The following is a 16027-nucleotide window of genomic DNA, read 5'->3' on the forward strand; positions in this document are numbered from 1 at the left end:
GTCCGCAGGTCTCGTCGGCGCAGTGAGTCTGCCCAATCAGTGGGACGGGCGACAACTGTGTTTCAGGTGAGGCGAGTTGAGGTTCCAGCCAACCTGCGGTGCGGGGCGAGGGACCTGGGGGTGCCGGTGCCGGTGGTTGTTAGGCCGTTCGGAGTCCTTCGGCGGGCTCCGGCACCGTTTCCGTGTGAAAGATCGAAAACAGGGAGTGGCAGTCGGATAATCGGCGGCGATGAGGGTAGAACGATCAGCGGGTGTCTTCCGGTGACGGTAGACGCTCCCCACAGACCAGCCGGGACCCCTCGGCAATATCGAAGGACAAGCAGCATGGCCAGCGGCACCGTGAAGTGGTTCAACTCCGAGAAGGGCTTCGGCTTCATCGCCCAGGACGGCGGTGGACCGGACGTCTTCGCTCACTACTCCAACATCTCCGGCAACGGGTACCGGGAGCTCGTCGAGGGCGAGCCGGTCACGTTCGACGTCACCCAGGGCCAGAAGGGCCCCCAGGCCGAGAACATCGTGCGCGGCTGACCCACGCCCGACGCGCAACCGGAGGCCGCAGTCGTCTGCTGTCTCGCATGCCAGGGGCCCGGCATCAGCCGGGCCCCTGGCCGCGTCCGGTCTCCCGTTCGCGCGTTCGCCTGTCCCGTTCGCGCGTTCGCCGTCAGGCTCCGCCGTAGTAGTCGATCTTCTCGTCGAGGACCTTGATGGCGCGGCGCAGCGCCTCCACCCTCTCCTCCAGCACGGTCCGTCGTTCGCGCAGGAAGGCGACCCGGTCCTGTACGGAGTGCTCGGCGCGCAGCATGGCGACGAAGCCGCGCAGGTCCGCGATGCCCAGACCCGCCTCGCGGAAGCAGGTGACCAGGCCGATCCAGAAGACGTCGTCCTCTGTGTACTGCCTGCGCCCGCCGGCCGTGCGCCGGATCGGTCCGATGAGACCCTCGCGCTCGTAATAGCGCAGTGTGTCGAGGGAGACGCCGGTGCGGTCGGCGGTGGCCGCCGGGGTGAGGGTGGTCATGCAGCTCCTTCATAACCGCCGCTAGCGCGCCTGGGCGAAGCGCGCGAGATGCTGCTCGCCGAGCCGCACCCGGTGCGCGGCGAGGGCCTCCTCGATCTGCTCCACCCGGCTGGCGCCGACGATGGGGTCGATGCCCTGTCGCATCAGCCAGGCGAGGACGACCTGGTTCGGTGTGGCGGACAGCTCCGCGGCGACCTCCGCCAGGACCGCGAGCACCCGGGCGGTGCCGGGGTGATCATAGGTCTTCGGAAGTGGCTTGTCCGCGCGCACGTACGAACCCCACAGCAGCGAGCTGTAGGTCCACACGTCGAGCCGCTCCGACCGTGCCAGGTCGAGGTCCTCGGCGGTGAGCATCCGGTGGCCCGCCTCGGCCAGCGGCGTGGACGGGCGCGGTTGCACCAGTGAGTGGCGCAACTGCAGGGCCGTCCAGGGCTCCACGCCCTGCTGCCGCGCGAGCGACCGGGCGCGCTCGACGCGCCAGGCGGCATGGTTGGCCGCCCCCACCCGCAGGGCCGTCCCCTTGGTGACCAGTTCACCGAAGGCACCGACCGTCTCCTCCAACGGCACGGCACGGTCCTCGGCATGGGCCCAGAGCAGATCCACGTACTCGACGCCGAGCCGGTCCAGACTCTGCTCCAGCCCGGCGTGGATCGCGCGGGCGGAGAGACCTTCGGCGCTGTCCGGCCAGGAGTGCGGCACGAGCGGGTTGTGCCGGACCTTGGTGGCGATCCGCACTCTCTCGCGCATGCCGGGGCGAGACCGCAGCCATGTGCCGATGAGGCGTTCGCTCGCGCCGCCGACACCGGCGGGGTCACTCCAGAAGGAATAGCAGTTGGCGGTGTCGAGCCAGACTCCCCCGGAGGCGACGAAGGAGTCGAGGATCGCGAAGGCACGGTCGGGCTCGACGCGCGTGCCGAAGTCCATGGTCCCGAGGACGATGCGAGGGTCGCTGGTGTTCATGCCCTCCATGCTCGGATCTGGAGCGCGCTCCAGGTCAAGGCCTCGATGGCGAGCGACCGCCGGGAGTGCGCGAGCACCCCGGCCGGTCCTGGGAAAGGGGTCAGTGCTCGCAGAGGGAGAACTCGCGTTCGTAAAGCTGCTCGTTGTGCTCGTCGACGAAGAACTTGCGTTCCCGCATGAGCTGTTCGCGGTATTCCCTGGCCTGCTCCAGCGTCATGGTCGAGGTCTCGGCCCAGGGCTGCTGCGGTGGCACGTCGGAAGTCGAGACGATCCTCTCCGACGGGTCGACCAGGAAGAACGCGAGGATCTTGCGGTGCCCAGGGCGGGTGGGGTCCGCGAGGCGGAACGATCCGACACGGTGCTGCAGGATGTTCGGGAACGCCAGACAGCGGCCCGCCGGGGTCCCGGCCGACCCCAGCACCTGGTTCAGCGCGTCCTCGTCCTCCAGCCCGTAGACCTCGCGCATACCGTCGTCGTCGTTCTGCTCGTAGTCCGGGTCGTCCAGCGCCGCCCGGAAACTCAGGCTGCTCTCGGTGATGTTCTCGCTGTCCCAGTAGTAGATGCCGGTCGAGACGATCCGCTCGTTCAGCATGCCCTCGACATGCCAGGAACCGCCGGGGTACTCGGGCTTGTCCGGGGTGAGGTGAACGGTGGCGAGCTTGACGATGACCTGGAGGCGGCGGCCGCGCAGATCGACCCGCGCGGCCGCGTCGATCCCCTCGGGCGGTGTGAAGTCCGGGGCGTCCGGAACGACCGGGCGGCGGTTCTCCCACCAGTCGTCCTGGGCCGCTTCCCAGGCGCCGACAGCCGCCGCGTAGGCCTCGTCGTCGCTGTAGGAGGACTTGACCGGGTACTCGGGCCTCGACTCGTACCATCCCCACGGGTCGGCCTCGATCCGCAGGGGTCGCGGATGGCGCAGATCGGTGAGCACGTTCTCCAGAAGCGGGCGCATGCGTGCGAACAACTCCGGGAGGACTGCGGCCAGTTCACGATGCCGCTCGGGGTGGACGTTGTTGACGTACGAGCGGAAGTCGACATCGCCGTCGGCACTGACGTCGACCTCGGTCGGCAACCACTGGAACTGCTCGGAGAACTCGTGCTTCGAGTAACCGTTCGTCGGGTTCTGCCAGGCCTGCTCGGGCGCGCCGCTGACCCCGCGCACCAGACAGAACAGTGAGGGATGCACGAGGTCCAGCACCTGGCCGTCGGAACCCGGGTGCCAGTCCCGCTCCGCTTCGGGGACCTGCTCCAGCACCTGAACCGCCTTGCGCAGCCGGGATCCGAGCTCCTCGTCGATCAGTGTGTCCGACTGCCACACCCCGTCGACGGCGGACACCTCGATGCCCGTACGCCCGTCCCGCAGCGCGGCGTAGTGCGCGAGTTCGGCGAGCACGTAACGCACCTGTGCCTCGGTGAGGCCCTGCGCGACCGCCTCTCGCGTCCACCTCGCCACGATGCCGGGGTCGTTCATCTTGTCGAACCACCCCGGCTTGGCCCGGATGTGCGCGCTGCACTGCATCATCTGGAGCTCCCGCAGCGTTCTGGGGGTCGCGAACGCTATGGAGCGGGACGCCTGAAAGGGCAAGGGGAAAGCGGACGAGCCGGTCACTTCTTCTGGTCCTCCCTGTCGTTGTGCGGTGGCGGGAAGACTACGTGAGCCGACTGACATCGCCGCCCTGGTCAGACATGCCGTCAGCCCCGCCGGACCGCTCCGAGGTGGGCGCGGTGCAGGTCCGGGGCGGTGAAGCGCTGCGCGACCGTGCGCAGGACCCGGGCCATCGCCTGGGCGGGTGGGGTGGCGGGGCGCGCCGCGGCCCGGGCCAGGAGGATGCGCCGCGTGGGGGCCGGGACGTCGGAGGCGAACGGCAGGAGCCGTACGTCACTGCGCCGGCTGGTGAGGGCCAGACGCGGCGCGAGGGCGATGCCGAGTCCGGCGGCCACCATGGCCTGCGCCTCCTGGTAGTCGTGCGAGGAGTAGGCGATGCGCGGCTCGAACCCCGCCTGACGGCAGCTTCGGCGCAGCACGTCGGCGACGGGGTGGTTGTCGGCCCGGATGATCCACTCCTGGTCGGCGAGGTCGCCGAGCCGCACGGAGGGACGGGTGCGCAACGGAGAGTCGGCGGGCACGACCAGCACCGTGGGGTCGTCCAGCAGGTGGGTCAGGGCCAGCGCCGGATCGTCGAGACGGTTCCATTCGTAGTCCCAGAGCAACCCCTGCTCCACCTCGCCCGTGTGCAGCATCTCCCTGAGCTCGGCGAGGACTCCGGCGCGCACCTCGATGCGGATGCCGGCGTGGCGGCGCCGGAAACGCGTGAGTGCCAGCGGCAGCAGGGACGCGCTCGCCGTGGGGAAGGAGCCGAGGCGCAGAGTGCCCTGGTCGAGAGCGGCGTAGGAGTCCAGATCGGCCTGGGCGGCACGCAGCTCCCGGCGGATGGCCTGACCGCGTTCGGCCAGCGCGGCACCCGCCGGGGTGGGACGGATCCCGCGCGGCAGCCGCTCGATCAGGGGCTGGCCCGCCTCCCGCTCCAGCAGGGACATCTGCTGGGAGGCGGCGGAGGTGGTCATGCCGAGCGCGTCGGCCGCAGCGGTGAGCGAACCGCGTTCGGTGGCCTCGGTGAGCAGCAGCAGACGGCGCACGTTGAGCATGCCGCCGACTTTAGCCGAGCTAAACCCTGGTGAAGCGAACTGCGATTGTTCCGAAGTCACGGCTCTGCGAGGGTCTGCGCCATCGCCGAGCGGTTCACCGGCCCGCCATGTGTCCGTAACCGCCGCATCGGCCCTGTCCCCGACTCCGCTGATCCAGGAAGAGCCTCAGACGTGCACATTCCCGCGACCCTGGTGCGTGGCGGCACAAGCAAGTGCTGGCTGTTCAACCAGGTCGAAGTCCCCGCCGACCGTGACGCCCTCGAACGGCTGCTCGTCGCCGCGTACGGCGCCACCGACCCCGTGGAACTGGACGGGGTGGGCGGGGCGACACCCACCACCTCGAAAGCGGCCGTGGTCGGCGCCTCACCACAGCCGGGCGTCGACGTCGACTACCTGTTCGCCCAAGTCGGCATCGGCACCGGCTCGGTGGAGTGGACGAGCAACTGCGGCAACTGCGCCACCGGTGTCGCCCTGTACGCCGTGACCAAAGGAATGGTCCCGGTCACCGGTGACCGGACGCGCGTGGTGATGCGCAACACCAACACCGGCGCGGTCCTCGAAGGGATCGTCGACACCGAGGGAGGAGTGGTGCACCACTTCGGCCGCCAGACGGTACCCGGCACCCGGGCCGGCGGAGTCGCGGTCGGCCTCACCTTCCGCGACCCGGCCGGTGGCGCGGCCGGTCCGCTCCTGCCCACCGGCCGGTCCGCCGAGGACCTGCGGGTCGGTGCCGCCGCGCCGGTCCGCGTGAGCATGGTGACCGCGGGAGCTCCCGTCGTCCTCGTCGACGCCGCCGGTGCCGGACGCACCGGGGCCGAGTCACCGGAGCGGATGAGCGAGGACGTCCCCTGGCTGCGCACCGTCCGGCACGCCGCCGCACCCTTGATGGGGCTCCTCCCGCCGGGCGGGGAACCGGGCGACGCCGTGCCCAAGGTGGGCCTGGTCGGGCCGCCGGTGCCGTACACCACCACCCTCGGTGAACCGATCGGCGCCGAGGCGTACGACGTCTCCGTGCGCATGCTCACCATGAACGCCCCGCACCCCGCGATCGGCCTCACGTCCGCTGTCGCCGTCGCGGCGGCCGGGCTGCTGAAGGACTCCGTGGTCTCCCGGATCACGGGCGGCCCGAGCGACGAGTGGCTGCGCCTCGGCACGCCCGCCGGCGTCGTCGAGGTCCGCTGCACGGACGTACGCGACGGTCTGCCGCACCGGGTCACCGTGCAGCGCGCGGCCCGCCTGCTCGCCGATGCCCGCATCTACGTACCGGACCCGGCCGGCCGTCGAGCCGCCTGAGCCGCGACGGACATCACCACGCCCGGGCCGGCTCCCAGCCGTCCGCACCGGGATACCCTCGCGCCCCCAGGGGCGCGCCACCCCGTCCCCACCGCACCAAGGACAAAGATGTCTGCTGAAGTGATCTCCATAGGCGCCTTGCTGGTGATGTTCGTGGTCGGCACCGTGCTGCCGATCAACCTGGGCATCCTCGCCTTCGTCGCCACCTTCGCGGTCGGCACCGCCTCGCTCGGCCTCACCGAGGACGAGATCTTCGAGGGGTTCCCGGCGAAGCTCTTCGTCACCATCGTCGGAGTCACCTACCTGTTCTCCGTCGCCCGCCGCAACGGCACCATCGACTGGCTCGTGGCGGCCGGGGTGCGGCTGGTCCGCGGGAAGGTGCAGCTGATCCCCTGGGTGCTGTTCCTGGTGGCAGCCTTGCTGACGGCGTTCGGCACGTTCACCCCGGCGGCGGTCGCGATCCTGGCGCCGATCGGCATGAACTTCGCCTACCGCTACCGGCTCAACCCGCTGGTCGTCGGCATGATGGTGATCAGCGGCGGGCACGCGGGCGCCTTCTCCCCGCTGGCCGTCTCCGGAGCCCTGGTGCTCGGCCTCGTCGAGGAGACCGACCTGCAGGTCTCCGCGGTCACCCTCTTCAGCGCCAGCTTCCTGATCAACCTGGTGCTCTCGATCCTCACCTACGCCCTGCTCGCCAAGCGTCCGGCGCCGCTGACCGAGGCCGCCGCGGAGGCGGCCGAAGACGAGGACCCCACCGTCACCGGCCGGCCCGACTGGCGGCAATGGCTCACCCTGGCCTGTCTGGTGGCCCTGGTCGTCGGCGCGCTCGGCTTCCACCTGGAGATCGGCTTCCTCGCGCTGGCGGCCGGCGCCCTGCTGGCCCTGGTCGACATGAAGCGGCAGGAGAAGGCCGTGGACGGCGTCAGCTGGCCCACCCTGCTCCTGGTCGCGGGCATGATGACCTACATCGCCATGCTGGAGAAGGCCGGCATCATCGAGGAGATCTCCGAACACGCCGCAGGCCTGGGCGCCCCGCTCGTCGTCGCCCTGCTGCTGTGCTTCACCGTGGCGGTCACCTCCGCCTTCGCCTCCTCCACCGCGATCCTCACGGCGATCATCCCCATCGCCGTACCGCTGCTGCTCTCCAGCCACCTCAGCGCCGCCGGGCTCATCGCCGCGCTCGCCGTCTCCACGACGATCGTCGACACCTCACCGTTCTCCACCAACGGAGCGCTGGTCCTCAGCAACGCCCGTGGCGTGGACACCCGCCGCTTCTACCGCCAGGTCATCGGCTACACCGGCGGACTCGTCGCCGTCGGCCCGGTCGTCGCCTGGGGCGCGCTGGTGCTGCCCTGGTCCTAGGGCGAAGACCGGGAGCCGTGGGTGTCGGCCCGGGCAGGCGGCGATGCCCGTCACTGACGGAAGACGCGCTGCCATCGGATCTCGCCGTCCTGCTCCTGGTCGGTGGGTGCGAGCCCCGCGGCCCTGGCGACGGCGGCGGACGCCCCGTGGTCCGGGTGGATATGGGCGATGACGTGACGCACCCGCTGTTCTTCGAGCCGGGCGACGAGTCCCCGGGCCGCCTCGGTGGCGATGCCCCGGCCCTGCCAGCCGGTCCCGACCACCCAGGCGATCTCGGCGGTGTGGCCGTGGCCGGAGGGCGTGACCGTCGCCTGGACCGTGCCCGTGAGGCGGGACTCGTCGCGCAGCCGGATGACCCAGTTGAGCCAGGACACGGCCGGATCGGGGGAGCCCGCTGTCATGCGCGCGTACCGCGCGCGCAACTCCTGTGGGGAGTCGGGGCTGCCGCCGATGTAGGTGTGCAGGGCGGGATCGGACAGCACCGCGGCCATCTCGTCGGCGTGCCGGGGGTGCAGCGGCAGGAGGTCCAGCCTGGGGGTGGCGAAGGGCCGGGCCGTGAAGGGGTACATGCGGCTCACTTCTACCCGACGGCACGGCCGGGGCCCACCCCGGACCCAGGTGGCGAGGTTTCCCCCAGGACCTTGGCGGACCTCAGCGGCCCGGGCCCACCCACAGGCCCTTTGAGGCGTCACGCCGTCAGGTGGGTGACCACCGTGCGCAGCGCGCGGCGCATGGCCGGGCGTGTCTTCTCCGGGGCGTCGACCGTCTCGAACCCGTGATGGCCGTGGGGGACGTCGACCAGTTCCAGCCGGGCCGCACCGGCTTCGGCCGCCCTCACGAACTCCTCGACGGTTGCGGCGATCTCGGGCGTCTCCAGTCCGGCCCGGAGGAGGACGACAGGCAGGTCTCCCGCCTGCGCGACCGCCCGGACGGGGTGGAAGCGGCTGCCCGCCATCCCCCAGGCGGGAAGGGGGGCCAGGACGGGGTAGGCGGCGGCGAGGCAGCGCAGCCAGGCGGGGGGTTCCGCCAGCCAGTCGGTGGTGAGCAGACCACCGCCGGAGAAGAACCACAGGGCGATCCGGTCGCCGTCGACCCGGGGGTCGGCCCGCACCTGTTCGACGCCGGAGGCGACGTCCGCGGCGGCGCGCTCGTAGTCGGCGATGTCGTGCAGGCGGTGCTCGACGGTCGCACCGACCAGGCCCTCGGTCGCGGCCAGGCGGGCGTAGCCGACCAGGGTGGGCCACTCGCGGGGGCGTGGCCGGGCCCCGGCGGGCACGGGTCCGCCGTGGACGAAGACCACGGCCGGTCGCGGCCCCTCGCCGTCGGGGACATACAGGTCGACGGGGCCTCGACGGTCCCGTGGCAGCTCGGGCAGGTCCCACGGGAACGGGCGCAGGTGGGCCGGTGGCGCGTCGTCGGCGGGCGCGCGCAGCCGGTGCCCGGCACCTGTCGCGGCCCGCAGCAGGACATCCGCCAGCGCCGCGGGACAGGACAGCATCGGCCAGTGCCCCGTGGGGAGTTCGAAGAAGGTGACCCGAGGACCGGCCAGGCCGGCCAGCGCGGGATCGCCGAAGTCGACGAGCCGCTGCACGGAGGCGATGCCGGCACCGTTCTCGGTACACAGCACGCCGGTGACGGGCACCGCGGCGACCGACCCGCTCAGCCGCAGCGGCTGCAGCAGGGTGTCCAGCGGCTGCGGCGTCGCCGACGAGGTCAGCCGCTTCAGCTCGGTCTCGCCCAACCCGGCCGTACTGCCCCAGCGTTCCCACTCCGCGTCGAGGGCCGGCGGCGCCAGCACACCCCCGCGCTCGCCCCTTCGAGCGCGCTCGGCCAGCTCCGCGCGCAACTCCTGGTCCGGTACGGCGGCCAGCGCCGGGACGCCGTTCTGCGGCATGCCGCAGTCCAGGTACACGACGCGCGCGATGCGCTCGGCCCGCCGGTCGGCGGCGCCCAGCACCGGGTGGATGCCGTAGTCGTGACCGACCAGCACGATCTCCCGTCCGGACGTGACGTCGACCGCGTCGATCGCCGCGATCACGTCCTCGATGTGCGTCTCCAGACCGACACCGTCCGGCGGGGCGGGCCGGGCCGGGTCGACGCCCGTCAACGGGACCGCGTGCGCCTCGCCGCCCGCCGCGGCCAGCCGCGCGGCCGTCTCCCGCCAGACGTGGGCGCCGGTGAACACACCCGCCACCATGATGAACACCTGCACGACAAACCCCTTCCCGGACACGTGACATGACGCGCGCCGGTCGCCCACGCCATGGTCCGCGGACCGCCGCTCACCTCGGGCCCGCGCCCCGGTACCGTAGGAACTCCCCCTGAGGGAGGTTCAACTGTCCACGTCCAGCGAGCTGTTCTGGAGCATCGGAGAACTCGCCGAGCGGGCCGGTGCCACGGTGAAGACCGTCCGCTTCTACTCCGACCACGGACTGCTCCCCGAGGCCGCCCGCAGCAGCGGCGGACACCGCCGCTACGGGCCCGAGGCGCTGGAGCGACTGCGGCTGATCCGCTCGTTGCGCGGCCTCGACCTGCCCCTGCCCGTGATCCGCCGTGTCCTGGAGGACGACGACGAGGTCGCCGGCCGTGAGCTGGAGGCGGCCGTCGACAGCCGTCTGCGCGCGCTCGGCGACGAGCGCAGAGCCCTGCGGTGGCGGGAAGCCGCCCTCGAACTGGTACGGGACTGCCCGCCCGCCCAGCGCGCCGCCCGGCTGAAACTGCTCGGCGCGCTGGACACCCCGCCGAGCACCGCACCCCTGGCCAGGTTCTGGCGCACCTGGCTGCCACCCCGGATGCCGCCCCGGGCCGTCGCGGCCTTCCTCGAGGTGGCCGTCCCACAGCCGCCCGACGAACCGCACCCGGAGCAGGCCCTCGCCTTCGCCCGCCTCCACGCGATGACGACCGCTCCCTGCCCCGGCGGCCGGCAGCCCCAACCGGAGGTGCACCGCGTCGCGGGGGCCCGCGGCGCCGCCACGCTGTACCAGGGCCTGGCCGAGGCGTACGAACGGACGGCACCGGAGCTGCGCAGAGGGCGCGAGCCGCGTCCGGGGGAGGCCCTGGACACCTACGTCGCGGCGTACGCCGGCGCCTACCGCTGCCGGGACACCCACGACTTCCGCCGCCTGCTGGTCACCCGTCTGGCGGCAGAGCCACGCTTGGACCGGTACTGGCACCTCGCGGCCGTCGTCCTGACCCCGCCGGGCAGCCGCCCACTGCCGACCCCGGGCTCAGCGGACGACTGGCTGCGCGCGGCCCTGCGCCAGGACACGGACACAGCCGCCTAGCCGCCCAGCCGTCCGACCAGGGATTCCTCCGGCATAACCGGGTACCCGGCGCCGACCAGGCAGCCCCCCACCCACAGGGTCGCGCCGGTCGCGGCCGGTCGGAAGCAGAGGAACGATAGCCCCATGAGCGAGCCCAACCCCATCAAGCGGGCGGCGGACAAGGTCACCGAAGCCCTCCAGGGCAGCACCGGCGACCCCGAGGACGGCATCCCCGGCAAGCCCGCCCCGGAATCCCCGGGTGCCGCGGAGCCGGTGGAGCCGCGCGAGCCGCTGCCGCCGAAGCCGGACCAGAGCGGGCCCGACACGATGTCGCCCACCGGGCAGGCGACCGGCGCCGCCCAGGCCCGCGCGGCCCAGTCCGGCGCCTACCTGACGGACGCGCAGGGCACCCGCCTGTACGACACCGACCACTCCCTCAAGGCCGGTCCGCGCGGCCCGGTGCTGCTGCAGGACCACCACCTGCGCGAGAAGGTCATGCACTTCGACCACGAGCGCATCCCGGAGCGCGTCGTGCACGCCCGCGGCGCAGCCGCGCACGGTGTCTTCAAGAGCTACGGCACCGCGGCCGCGGTCACCAAGGCGGCGTTCCTGGCACCGGGCGCGGAGACCCCGGTGTTCGTGCGCTTCTCGACGGTGCTCGGGTCCCGGGGCTCCGCCGACACCGTGCGGGACACCCGCGGCTTCGCGACGAAGTTCTACACCGAGGAGGGCGTCTTCGACCTCGTCGGCAACAACATGCCGGTCTTCTTCGTCCAGGACGCCATCAAGTTCCCGGACATCATCCATGCCGGCAAGCCGCACCCGGACCGGGAGATCCCGCAGGCGCAGAGCGCGCACGACACCTTCTGGGACTTCGTCACCCTGCACACCGAGGCCACCCACCACACCCTGTGGAACATGTCCGACCGGGGCATCCCGCGCTCGTACCGGATGATGGAGGGCTTCGGCGTCCACACCTTCCGCCTGGTGGCCGCCGACGGTTCCACGACGCTGGTGAAGTTCCACTGGAAGCCGAAGCTCGGCGTGCACTCCCTGGTGTGGGAGGAGGCGCAGATCGCGGGCGGTGTCGACCCCGACTTCCACCGCCGCGACCTTGCCGACGCCATCGAGGCGGGCGCCTACCCCGAGTGGGAGCTGGGCATCCAGACGTTCCCGGACACCCCCGACCAGACCTTCGAGGGCATCGACCTGCTCGACGCGACCAACCTCGTACCCGAGGAACTCGCCCCCGTGCAGCCGATCGGACTGCTGACCCTCAACCGCAACCCGTCGAACTACTTCGCCGAGACCGAGCAGGTCGCCTTCCACGTCGGTCACCTCGTGCCCGGCATCGACATCACGGACGACCCGCTGCTCGCCGGCCGGCTGTTCTCCTACCTGGACACCCAGATCACCCGGCTGGCCGGCCCCAACTTCGCGCAGATCCCCATCAACCGGCCGCACGCGCCGGTCAACGACATGCAGCGGGACGGCTTCCACCAGGACGCGGTGCACCGCGGCGTCGCCCCGTACCGGCCCAACTCGCTCGACGGCGGCTGCCCGTTCCTGGCGGGAGCCGACAACGGGGCGTACATCGAGACGCCGGTCCGGGTGCCGGAGGCGACGAAGGTCCGGGCCGCCCCCGAGTCGTTCTCCGACCACTTCAGCCAGCCCCGCCGGTTCTGGCTGAGCATGAGCGCGGTGGAGCGGGAGCACATCATCGGCGCCTACACCTTCGAGCTCGGCAAGTGCTACGAGCAGGCCATCAAGGAACGGGCGCTGCAGGTACTGGCCAACATCGACGCCGAGTTGTGCGCCCGGGTCGCCGAGGGCCTCGGCCTGCCGGCCCCGGAACCGACCGTGCCGCCGGCCGACGTCACACCCAGCCCCGCACTGTCCCAGATCGGACAGGCCTGGCCCACCGACGGCCGCCTCATCGGCATCGTCACCGGCCCGGACGGGGACCTGGACGGCGTACGCGCCGTGCGCGAGGCGGTGCTCGGCGCGGGCATGGTGCCCCTGGTCGTCGCCCCCACGGGCGGCACGCTCGGGGCGGGCGACGACGCGCTGACCGTCCAGCGGACGTTCGTGACCGCGCGGTCCATCGAGTTCGACGCCCTGCTCCTGGCAGGCGCGCCCGCCCCGGGCGGTGACGCCCACGGTTCCCGCGACGCCAAGGCGCTGCCCTCCGGCCGCCCGGGCGCCGTCGACCCGAGGGTGAGCCTGCTGCTGACCGAGGCGTTCCGCCACGGCAAGGCGATCGGCACCTGGGCGGGCGGCGAAGCGGCGCTGGAGGCGCTGGGGATCCCGTCCGACGCGCCCGGCGTCGTGGTCGGACAGAACGGCACCTCCGTACTGGAGCGGCTGCGGGAACTGATGGCCGCGCACCGCGCGTGGGACCGCTTCACCACGACGGTCTGAGACGGCGGGGGACACGACGGTCTGAGACGGCGGGGGAGTGGAGCGGCGGTGCCGGACGCAGCCGCTCCACCCCCCGTTCGGCATTGACAGGGCGATCTCACCTCACGATCCGTTAAACCGGCTTCAACGGATTGTCACTGTTTCGAGGTAAGCACCTCGTCTCCCTGGTGGATGCGGGCCCTTCAGCGGCTAGCTTGCTGCTCGTGGACGGAACCTCCTGGTCCCGCCCGCTCGTTGCCCACTCCTCCCTGTCTCCCGGTCGCGCACCCGTGTGTGCCGGACGCCCCGTCGTGCAAGGAGAAGCTCCTTTCGATGACCGTCGACAGCAGTCCGGAAACTCGGATCACCTCCGACACACAACAGCAGTCCCTGAGTACCGCCGCCGCCCGCAACCTCGCCACCACCACCAAGTCCGTCCCGCAGATGCAGGAGATCACCTCCCGGTGGCTGCTGCGCATGCTGCCCTGGGTCGAGACCAAGGGAGGCGCCTACCGGGTCAACCGGCGGCTGCGCCACACGGTCGGGGACGGGCGCATCGAGTTCGTGCAGGAGGGCGCCGCGGTCCGGGTGATCCCGCGCGAGCTCGGCGAACTGGCCCTGCTGCGCGGGTTCGAGGACACCGACGTCCTCGCCGCCCTGGCGGATCGCTGCGCACAGCAGGACTTCGCTGCGGGTGACGTCCTCGTCGAGCGCGGCAGCCCCGCCGACCGGATCCACCTGATCGCCCACGGCCGGATCAGCCAGACCTCCGAGGGCCCGTACGGCGCAGAGACGGCCATCGCGATGCTCGCCGACGGCGAGCACTTCTGCACGAGCGCCGCCCTGCTGGACCCCGACGCCCGCTACGACAGCACGTACACCGCGCAGACCGCCGGCACCCTGCTCACGCTCTCCCGCGCCGACTTCGCCGCCGTCCAGGCCTCCGCACCCCACCTGCGCAGCCACACGGACGGGTTCGCCTCCCGCAGCAGGCAGCGGCAGAACAAGCACGGCGAGGCGGAGATCGCCATGTCGGCCGGCCATGTCGGCGAGGTCGACGTACCCGGCGCCTTCGTCGACTACGAGCCGGCGCCACGCGAGTACGAACTCTCCGTCGCACAGACCGTGCTGAGGATCCACACCAGGGTCGCGGACCTCTACAACGGCCCGATGAACCAGACGGAGGAGCAACTCAGGCTCACCGTCGAGGCCTTGCGCGAGCGCCAGGAGTACGAGCTGGTCAACAACCGCGAGTTCGGGCTGCTGCACAACGCCGACTTCAAGCAGCGCATCCAGCCCCGCTCCGGTCCGCCGACCCCGGACGACATGGACGACCTGCTCTGCCGCCGGCGCGGCACCAAACTCTTCCTCGCCCACCCCAGGACCATCGCCGCCATCGGACGCGGTTTCAACGCCTGCGGTCTCTACCCCGACCACGTCGACCTCGGCGGGCAGTCGGTGCCCGCCTGGCGCGGGGTGCCCATCCTGCCCTGCAACAAGATCCCGATCAGCAAGGAGCAGACCAGCTCCATCATCGCGATGCGCACGGGGGAGGAGAACCAGGGCGTCATCGGCCTGCGGCAGACCGGACTGCCCGACGAGTACGAGCCGGGCCTGTCCGTGCGGTTCACGGGCATCAACGAGCAGGCGATCATCTCCTACCTCGTCAGCACGTACTACTCCGCGGCGGTGCTGCTGCCCGACGCCCTGGGCGTCATGGAGAACGTGCAGATCGCCCCCAGGCCGCACTGAAGTCCCCGACCGACTGAGGTCACCACGGGCGCCCCTCTCACCGCACCAAGGAGTCGCCGATGCCCGACCCCGGGCCCCTCGGACCACCCCCCCACCCACAGCGGCCGACGCCGCCCTCCGCAGCCGACTTCCTGGCGGCGCTGCATCCGCCCGTCGGGATACCCGCCCCGTCACCGCCGCCGGCGGACGCCCCCACGCGCACGCCCGAGGCATCGGCGTCGGACACCGCCCTCCAGCGGATCCTGCGCGGGCCGACCGGTCCGGGCACGAGTTCCCTCTCCCTGATCCCGAGGGACGTCCCCCCGGTGCCGGATCCGGTGCTCCCCGCAGCCGCGCCACCGGGCGAGGGCCGAGCCGTCCCCGGTCTCTACCACCACCCCGTCCCGGAGCCCGACCCCGTACGCGTGGAGGAGGTGAGCCGCCGGATCAAACGCTGGGCGGAGGAAGAGGTCCAGCTCTACCCCGAGGAGTGGGAGGGGCAGTTCGACGGATTCTCCGTAGGGCGCTACATGGTCGGCTGCCATCCCGACGCCCCGACGGTCGACCATCTGATGCTCGCCACCCGGCTGATGGTCGCGGAGAACGCCCTGGACGACTGCTACTGCGAGGACCACGGCGGCTCACCCGTGGGCCTCGGCGGGCGCATCCTCCTCGCGCACACCGCGCTCGACCACCTCCACACCACCGCGGAGTACACCCCGGCGTGGCAGGAGTCGCTCGCCTCGGACGCCCCACGCCGGGCCTACCACAGCGCGATGGAGTACTTCGTCGGCGCGGCCACGCCCTCCCAGGCCGACCGCTACCGGCACGACATGGCCCGGCTGCACATGGGCTACCTCGCCGAGGCGGCCTGGGCAGAGACGGATCACGTCCCCGAGGTGTGGGAGTACCTGGCGATGCGCCAGTTCAACAACTTCCGCCCCTGTCCCACGATCACCGACACCGTCGGCGGCTACGAACTGCCCGCCGACCTGCACGCCCGGCCCGACATGCAGCGGGTCATCGCCCTCGCCGGCAACGCCACCACCATCGTGAACGACCTGTACTCGTACACCAAGGAACTCAACAGCCCGGGCCGGCACCTGAACCTGCCGGTGGTGATCGCGGAACGCGAGAAGCTCTCCCCCCGCGACGCCTACCTCAAGGCCGTCGAGGTCCACAACGAACTCATGCACGCCTTCGAGGCCGCCGCGGCCGACCTCGCCAAGGCCTGCCCCGTGCCCACCGTGCTGCGTTTCCTGAAGGGCGTCGCCGCCTGGGTCGACGGCAACCACGACTGGCACCGCACCAACACCTACCGCTACAGCCTGCCCGACTTCTGGTAAAGAACGGATCT

At 71.7% G+C, this 16027-nt stretch carries 13 protein-coding genes; 7 read left to right on the forward strand and 6 right to left on the reverse strand.

All coding sequences use genetic code 11. The features are described from left to right. Positions 1 to 324 precede the first annotated feature (324 nt). Positions 325 to 528 carry a cold-shock protein gene (locus tag CHR28_RS01450; RefSeq protein ID WP_009192932.1) on the forward strand — a complete coding sequence of 68 codons (204 nt, stop codon included), beginning with the start codon at positions 325 to 327 and terminating at the stop codon, positions 526 to 528. A gap of 133 nt (positions 529 to 661) precedes the next feature. Here CHR28_RS01450 and CHR28_RS01455 read toward each other — a convergent pair whose 3' ends face one another. The 4 genes from CHR28_RS01455 to CHR28_RS01470 form a co-directional block, all read right to left on the reverse strand. Continuing rightward, entirely contained in the window at positions 662 to 1015 is a 354-nt protein-coding gene (locus CHR28_RS01455) for a MerR family transcriptional regulator (protein WP_094051541.1), read from the reverse strand. Positions 1016 to 1036: 21 nt separating this feature from the next. After that, on the reverse strand, positions 1037 to 1975 hold the full coding sequence (locus tag CHR28_RS01460) for an aldo/keto reductase (protein ID WP_094051758.1): 939 nt from the start codon (positions 1973 to 1975) through the stop codon (positions 1037 to 1039). A 100-nt stretch (positions 1976 to 2075) separates the two neighbouring features. Continuing rightward, positions 2076 to 3644, reverse strand: a complete 1569-nt coding sequence (locus tag CHR28_RS01465) for a DUF4246 domain-containing protein (RefSeq protein WP_373453312.1) — start codon at positions 3642 to 3644, stop codon at positions 2076 to 2078. 23 nt (positions 3645 to 3667) lie between these two features. Next, positions 3668 to 4621 (reverse strand): LysR family transcriptional regulator, encoded by a 954-nt coding sequence (locus tag CHR28_RS01470; RefSeq protein ID WP_094051543.1) that lies wholly within the window; start codon positions 4619 to 4621, stop codon positions 3668 to 3670. Between the two features lie 171 nt (positions 4622 to 4792). Between CHR28_RS01470 and CHR28_RS01475 the strand changes: the two genes are divergently transcribed. After that, complete coding sequence (locus tag CHR28_RS01475; protein ID WP_094051544.1) at positions 4793 to 5914, forward strand: PrpF domain-containing protein; 1122 nt, start codon at positions 4793 to 4795, stop codon at positions 5912 to 5914. Positions 5915 to 6022: 108 nt separating this feature from the next. Next, positions 6023 to 7276: an SLC13 family permease gene (locus CHR28_RS01480; protein WP_256984058.1), complete on the forward strand. Its 1254-nt coding sequence runs from the start codon at positions 6023 to 6025 to the stop codon at positions 7274 to 7276. A 50-nt stretch (positions 7277 to 7326) separates the two neighbouring features. Here the strand turns inward: CHR28_RS01480 and CHR28_RS01485 are convergent, their stop codons facing one another. Continuing rightward, on the reverse strand, positions 7327 to 7845 hold the full coding sequence (locus CHR28_RS01485) for a GNAT family N-acetyltransferase (protein ID WP_094051546.1): 519 nt from the start codon (positions 7843 to 7845) through the stop codon (positions 7327 to 7329). A gap of 119 nt (positions 7846 to 7964) precedes the next feature. Continuing rightward, a complete protein-coding gene (locus CHR28_RS01490) occupies positions 7965 to 9488 on the reverse strand; it encodes an alpha/beta hydrolase (protein ID WP_094051547.1) in 1524 nt (507 codons plus the stop codon). 124 nt (positions 9489 to 9612) lie between these two features. Between CHR28_RS01490 and CHR28_RS01495 the strand changes: the two genes are divergently transcribed. From CHR28_RS01495 to CHR28_RS01510, 4 genes are all read left to right on the forward strand, one after another. Beyond that, on the forward strand, positions 9613 to 10560 hold the full coding sequence (locus CHR28_RS01495) for a MerR family transcriptional regulator (protein ID WP_094051548.1): 948 nt from the start codon (positions 9613 to 9615) through the stop codon (positions 10558 to 10560). Positions 10561 to 10683: 123 nt separating this feature from the next. After that, positions 10684 to 12960 (forward strand): catalase, encoded by a 2277-nt coding sequence (locus CHR28_RS01500; protein WP_094051549.1) that lies wholly within the window; start codon positions 10684 to 10686, stop codon positions 12958 to 12960. A gap of 312 nt (positions 12961 to 13272) precedes the next feature. Then, the gene (locus CHR28_RS01505; RefSeq protein ID WP_094051550.1) at positions 13273 to 14691 is read left to right on the forward strand and encodes a family 2B encapsulin nanocompartment shell protein; all 1419 of its coding nucleotides are present in this window, start codon (positions 13273 to 13275) and stop codon (positions 14689 to 14691) included. A 59-nt stretch (positions 14692 to 14750) separates the two neighbouring features. Next, positions 14751 to 16016, forward strand: coding sequence for a family 2 encapsulin nanocompartment cargo protein terpene cyclase (locus CHR28_RS01510; RefSeq protein WP_094051551.1), 1266 nt, complete (start codon positions 14751 to 14753; stop codon positions 16014 to 16016). Positions 16017 to 16027 lie beyond the last annotated feature (11 nt).

Origin of the sequence: Streptomyces sp. XY006 (genome assembly GCF_002237655.1) — a bacterium.
In the GTDB taxonomy this organism is placed as follows: domain Bacteria; phylum Actinomycetota; class Actinomycetes; order Streptomycetales; family Streptomycetaceae; genus Streptomyces; species Streptomyces levis.

Excerpts from the sequence above, each read along its gene's own strand:
- CHR28_RS01505 (WP_094051550.1), top strand. The coding sequence starts at position 13,273 with ATGACCGTCGACAGCAGTCCGGAAACTCGGATCACCTCCGACACACAA.
- CHR28_RS01500 (WP_094051549.1), top strand. The coding sequence starts at position 10,684 with ATGAGCGAGCCCAACCCCATCAAGCGGGCGGCGGACAAGGTCACCGAA.
- CHR28_RS01460 (WP_094051758.1), bottom strand. The coding sequence starts at position 1,975 with ATGAACACCAGCGACCCTCGCATCGTCCTCGGGACCATGGACTTCGGC.
- CHR28_RS01480 (WP_256984058.1), top strand. The coding sequence starts at position 6,023 with ATGTCTGCTGAAGTGATCTCCATAGGCGCCTTGCTGGTGATGTTCGTG.
- CHR28_RS01485 (WP_094051546.1), bottom strand. The coding sequence starts at position 7,845 with ATGTACCCCTTCACGGCCCGGCCCTTCGCCACCCCCAGGCTGGACCTC.
- CHR28_RS01450 (WP_009192932.1), top strand. The coding sequence starts at position 325 with ATGGCCAGCGGCACCGTGAAGTGGTTCAACTCCGAGAAGGGCTTCGGC.
- CHR28_RS01510 (WP_094051551.1), top strand. The coding sequence starts at position 14,751 with ATGCCCGACCCCGGGCCCCTCGGACCACCCCCCCACCCACAGCGGCCG.
- CHR28_RS01455 (WP_094051541.1), bottom strand. The coding sequence starts at position 1,015 with ATGACCACCCTCACCCCGGCGGCCACCGCCGACCGCACCGGCGTCTCC.
- CHR28_RS01465 (WP_373453312.1), bottom strand. The coding sequence starts at position 3,644 with ATGTCAGTCGGCTCACGTAGTCTTCCCGCCACCGCACAACGACAGGGA.
- CHR28_RS01470 (WP_094051543.1), bottom strand. The coding sequence starts at position 4,621 with ATGCTCAACGTGCGCCGTCTGCTGCTGCTCACCGAGGCCACCGAACGC.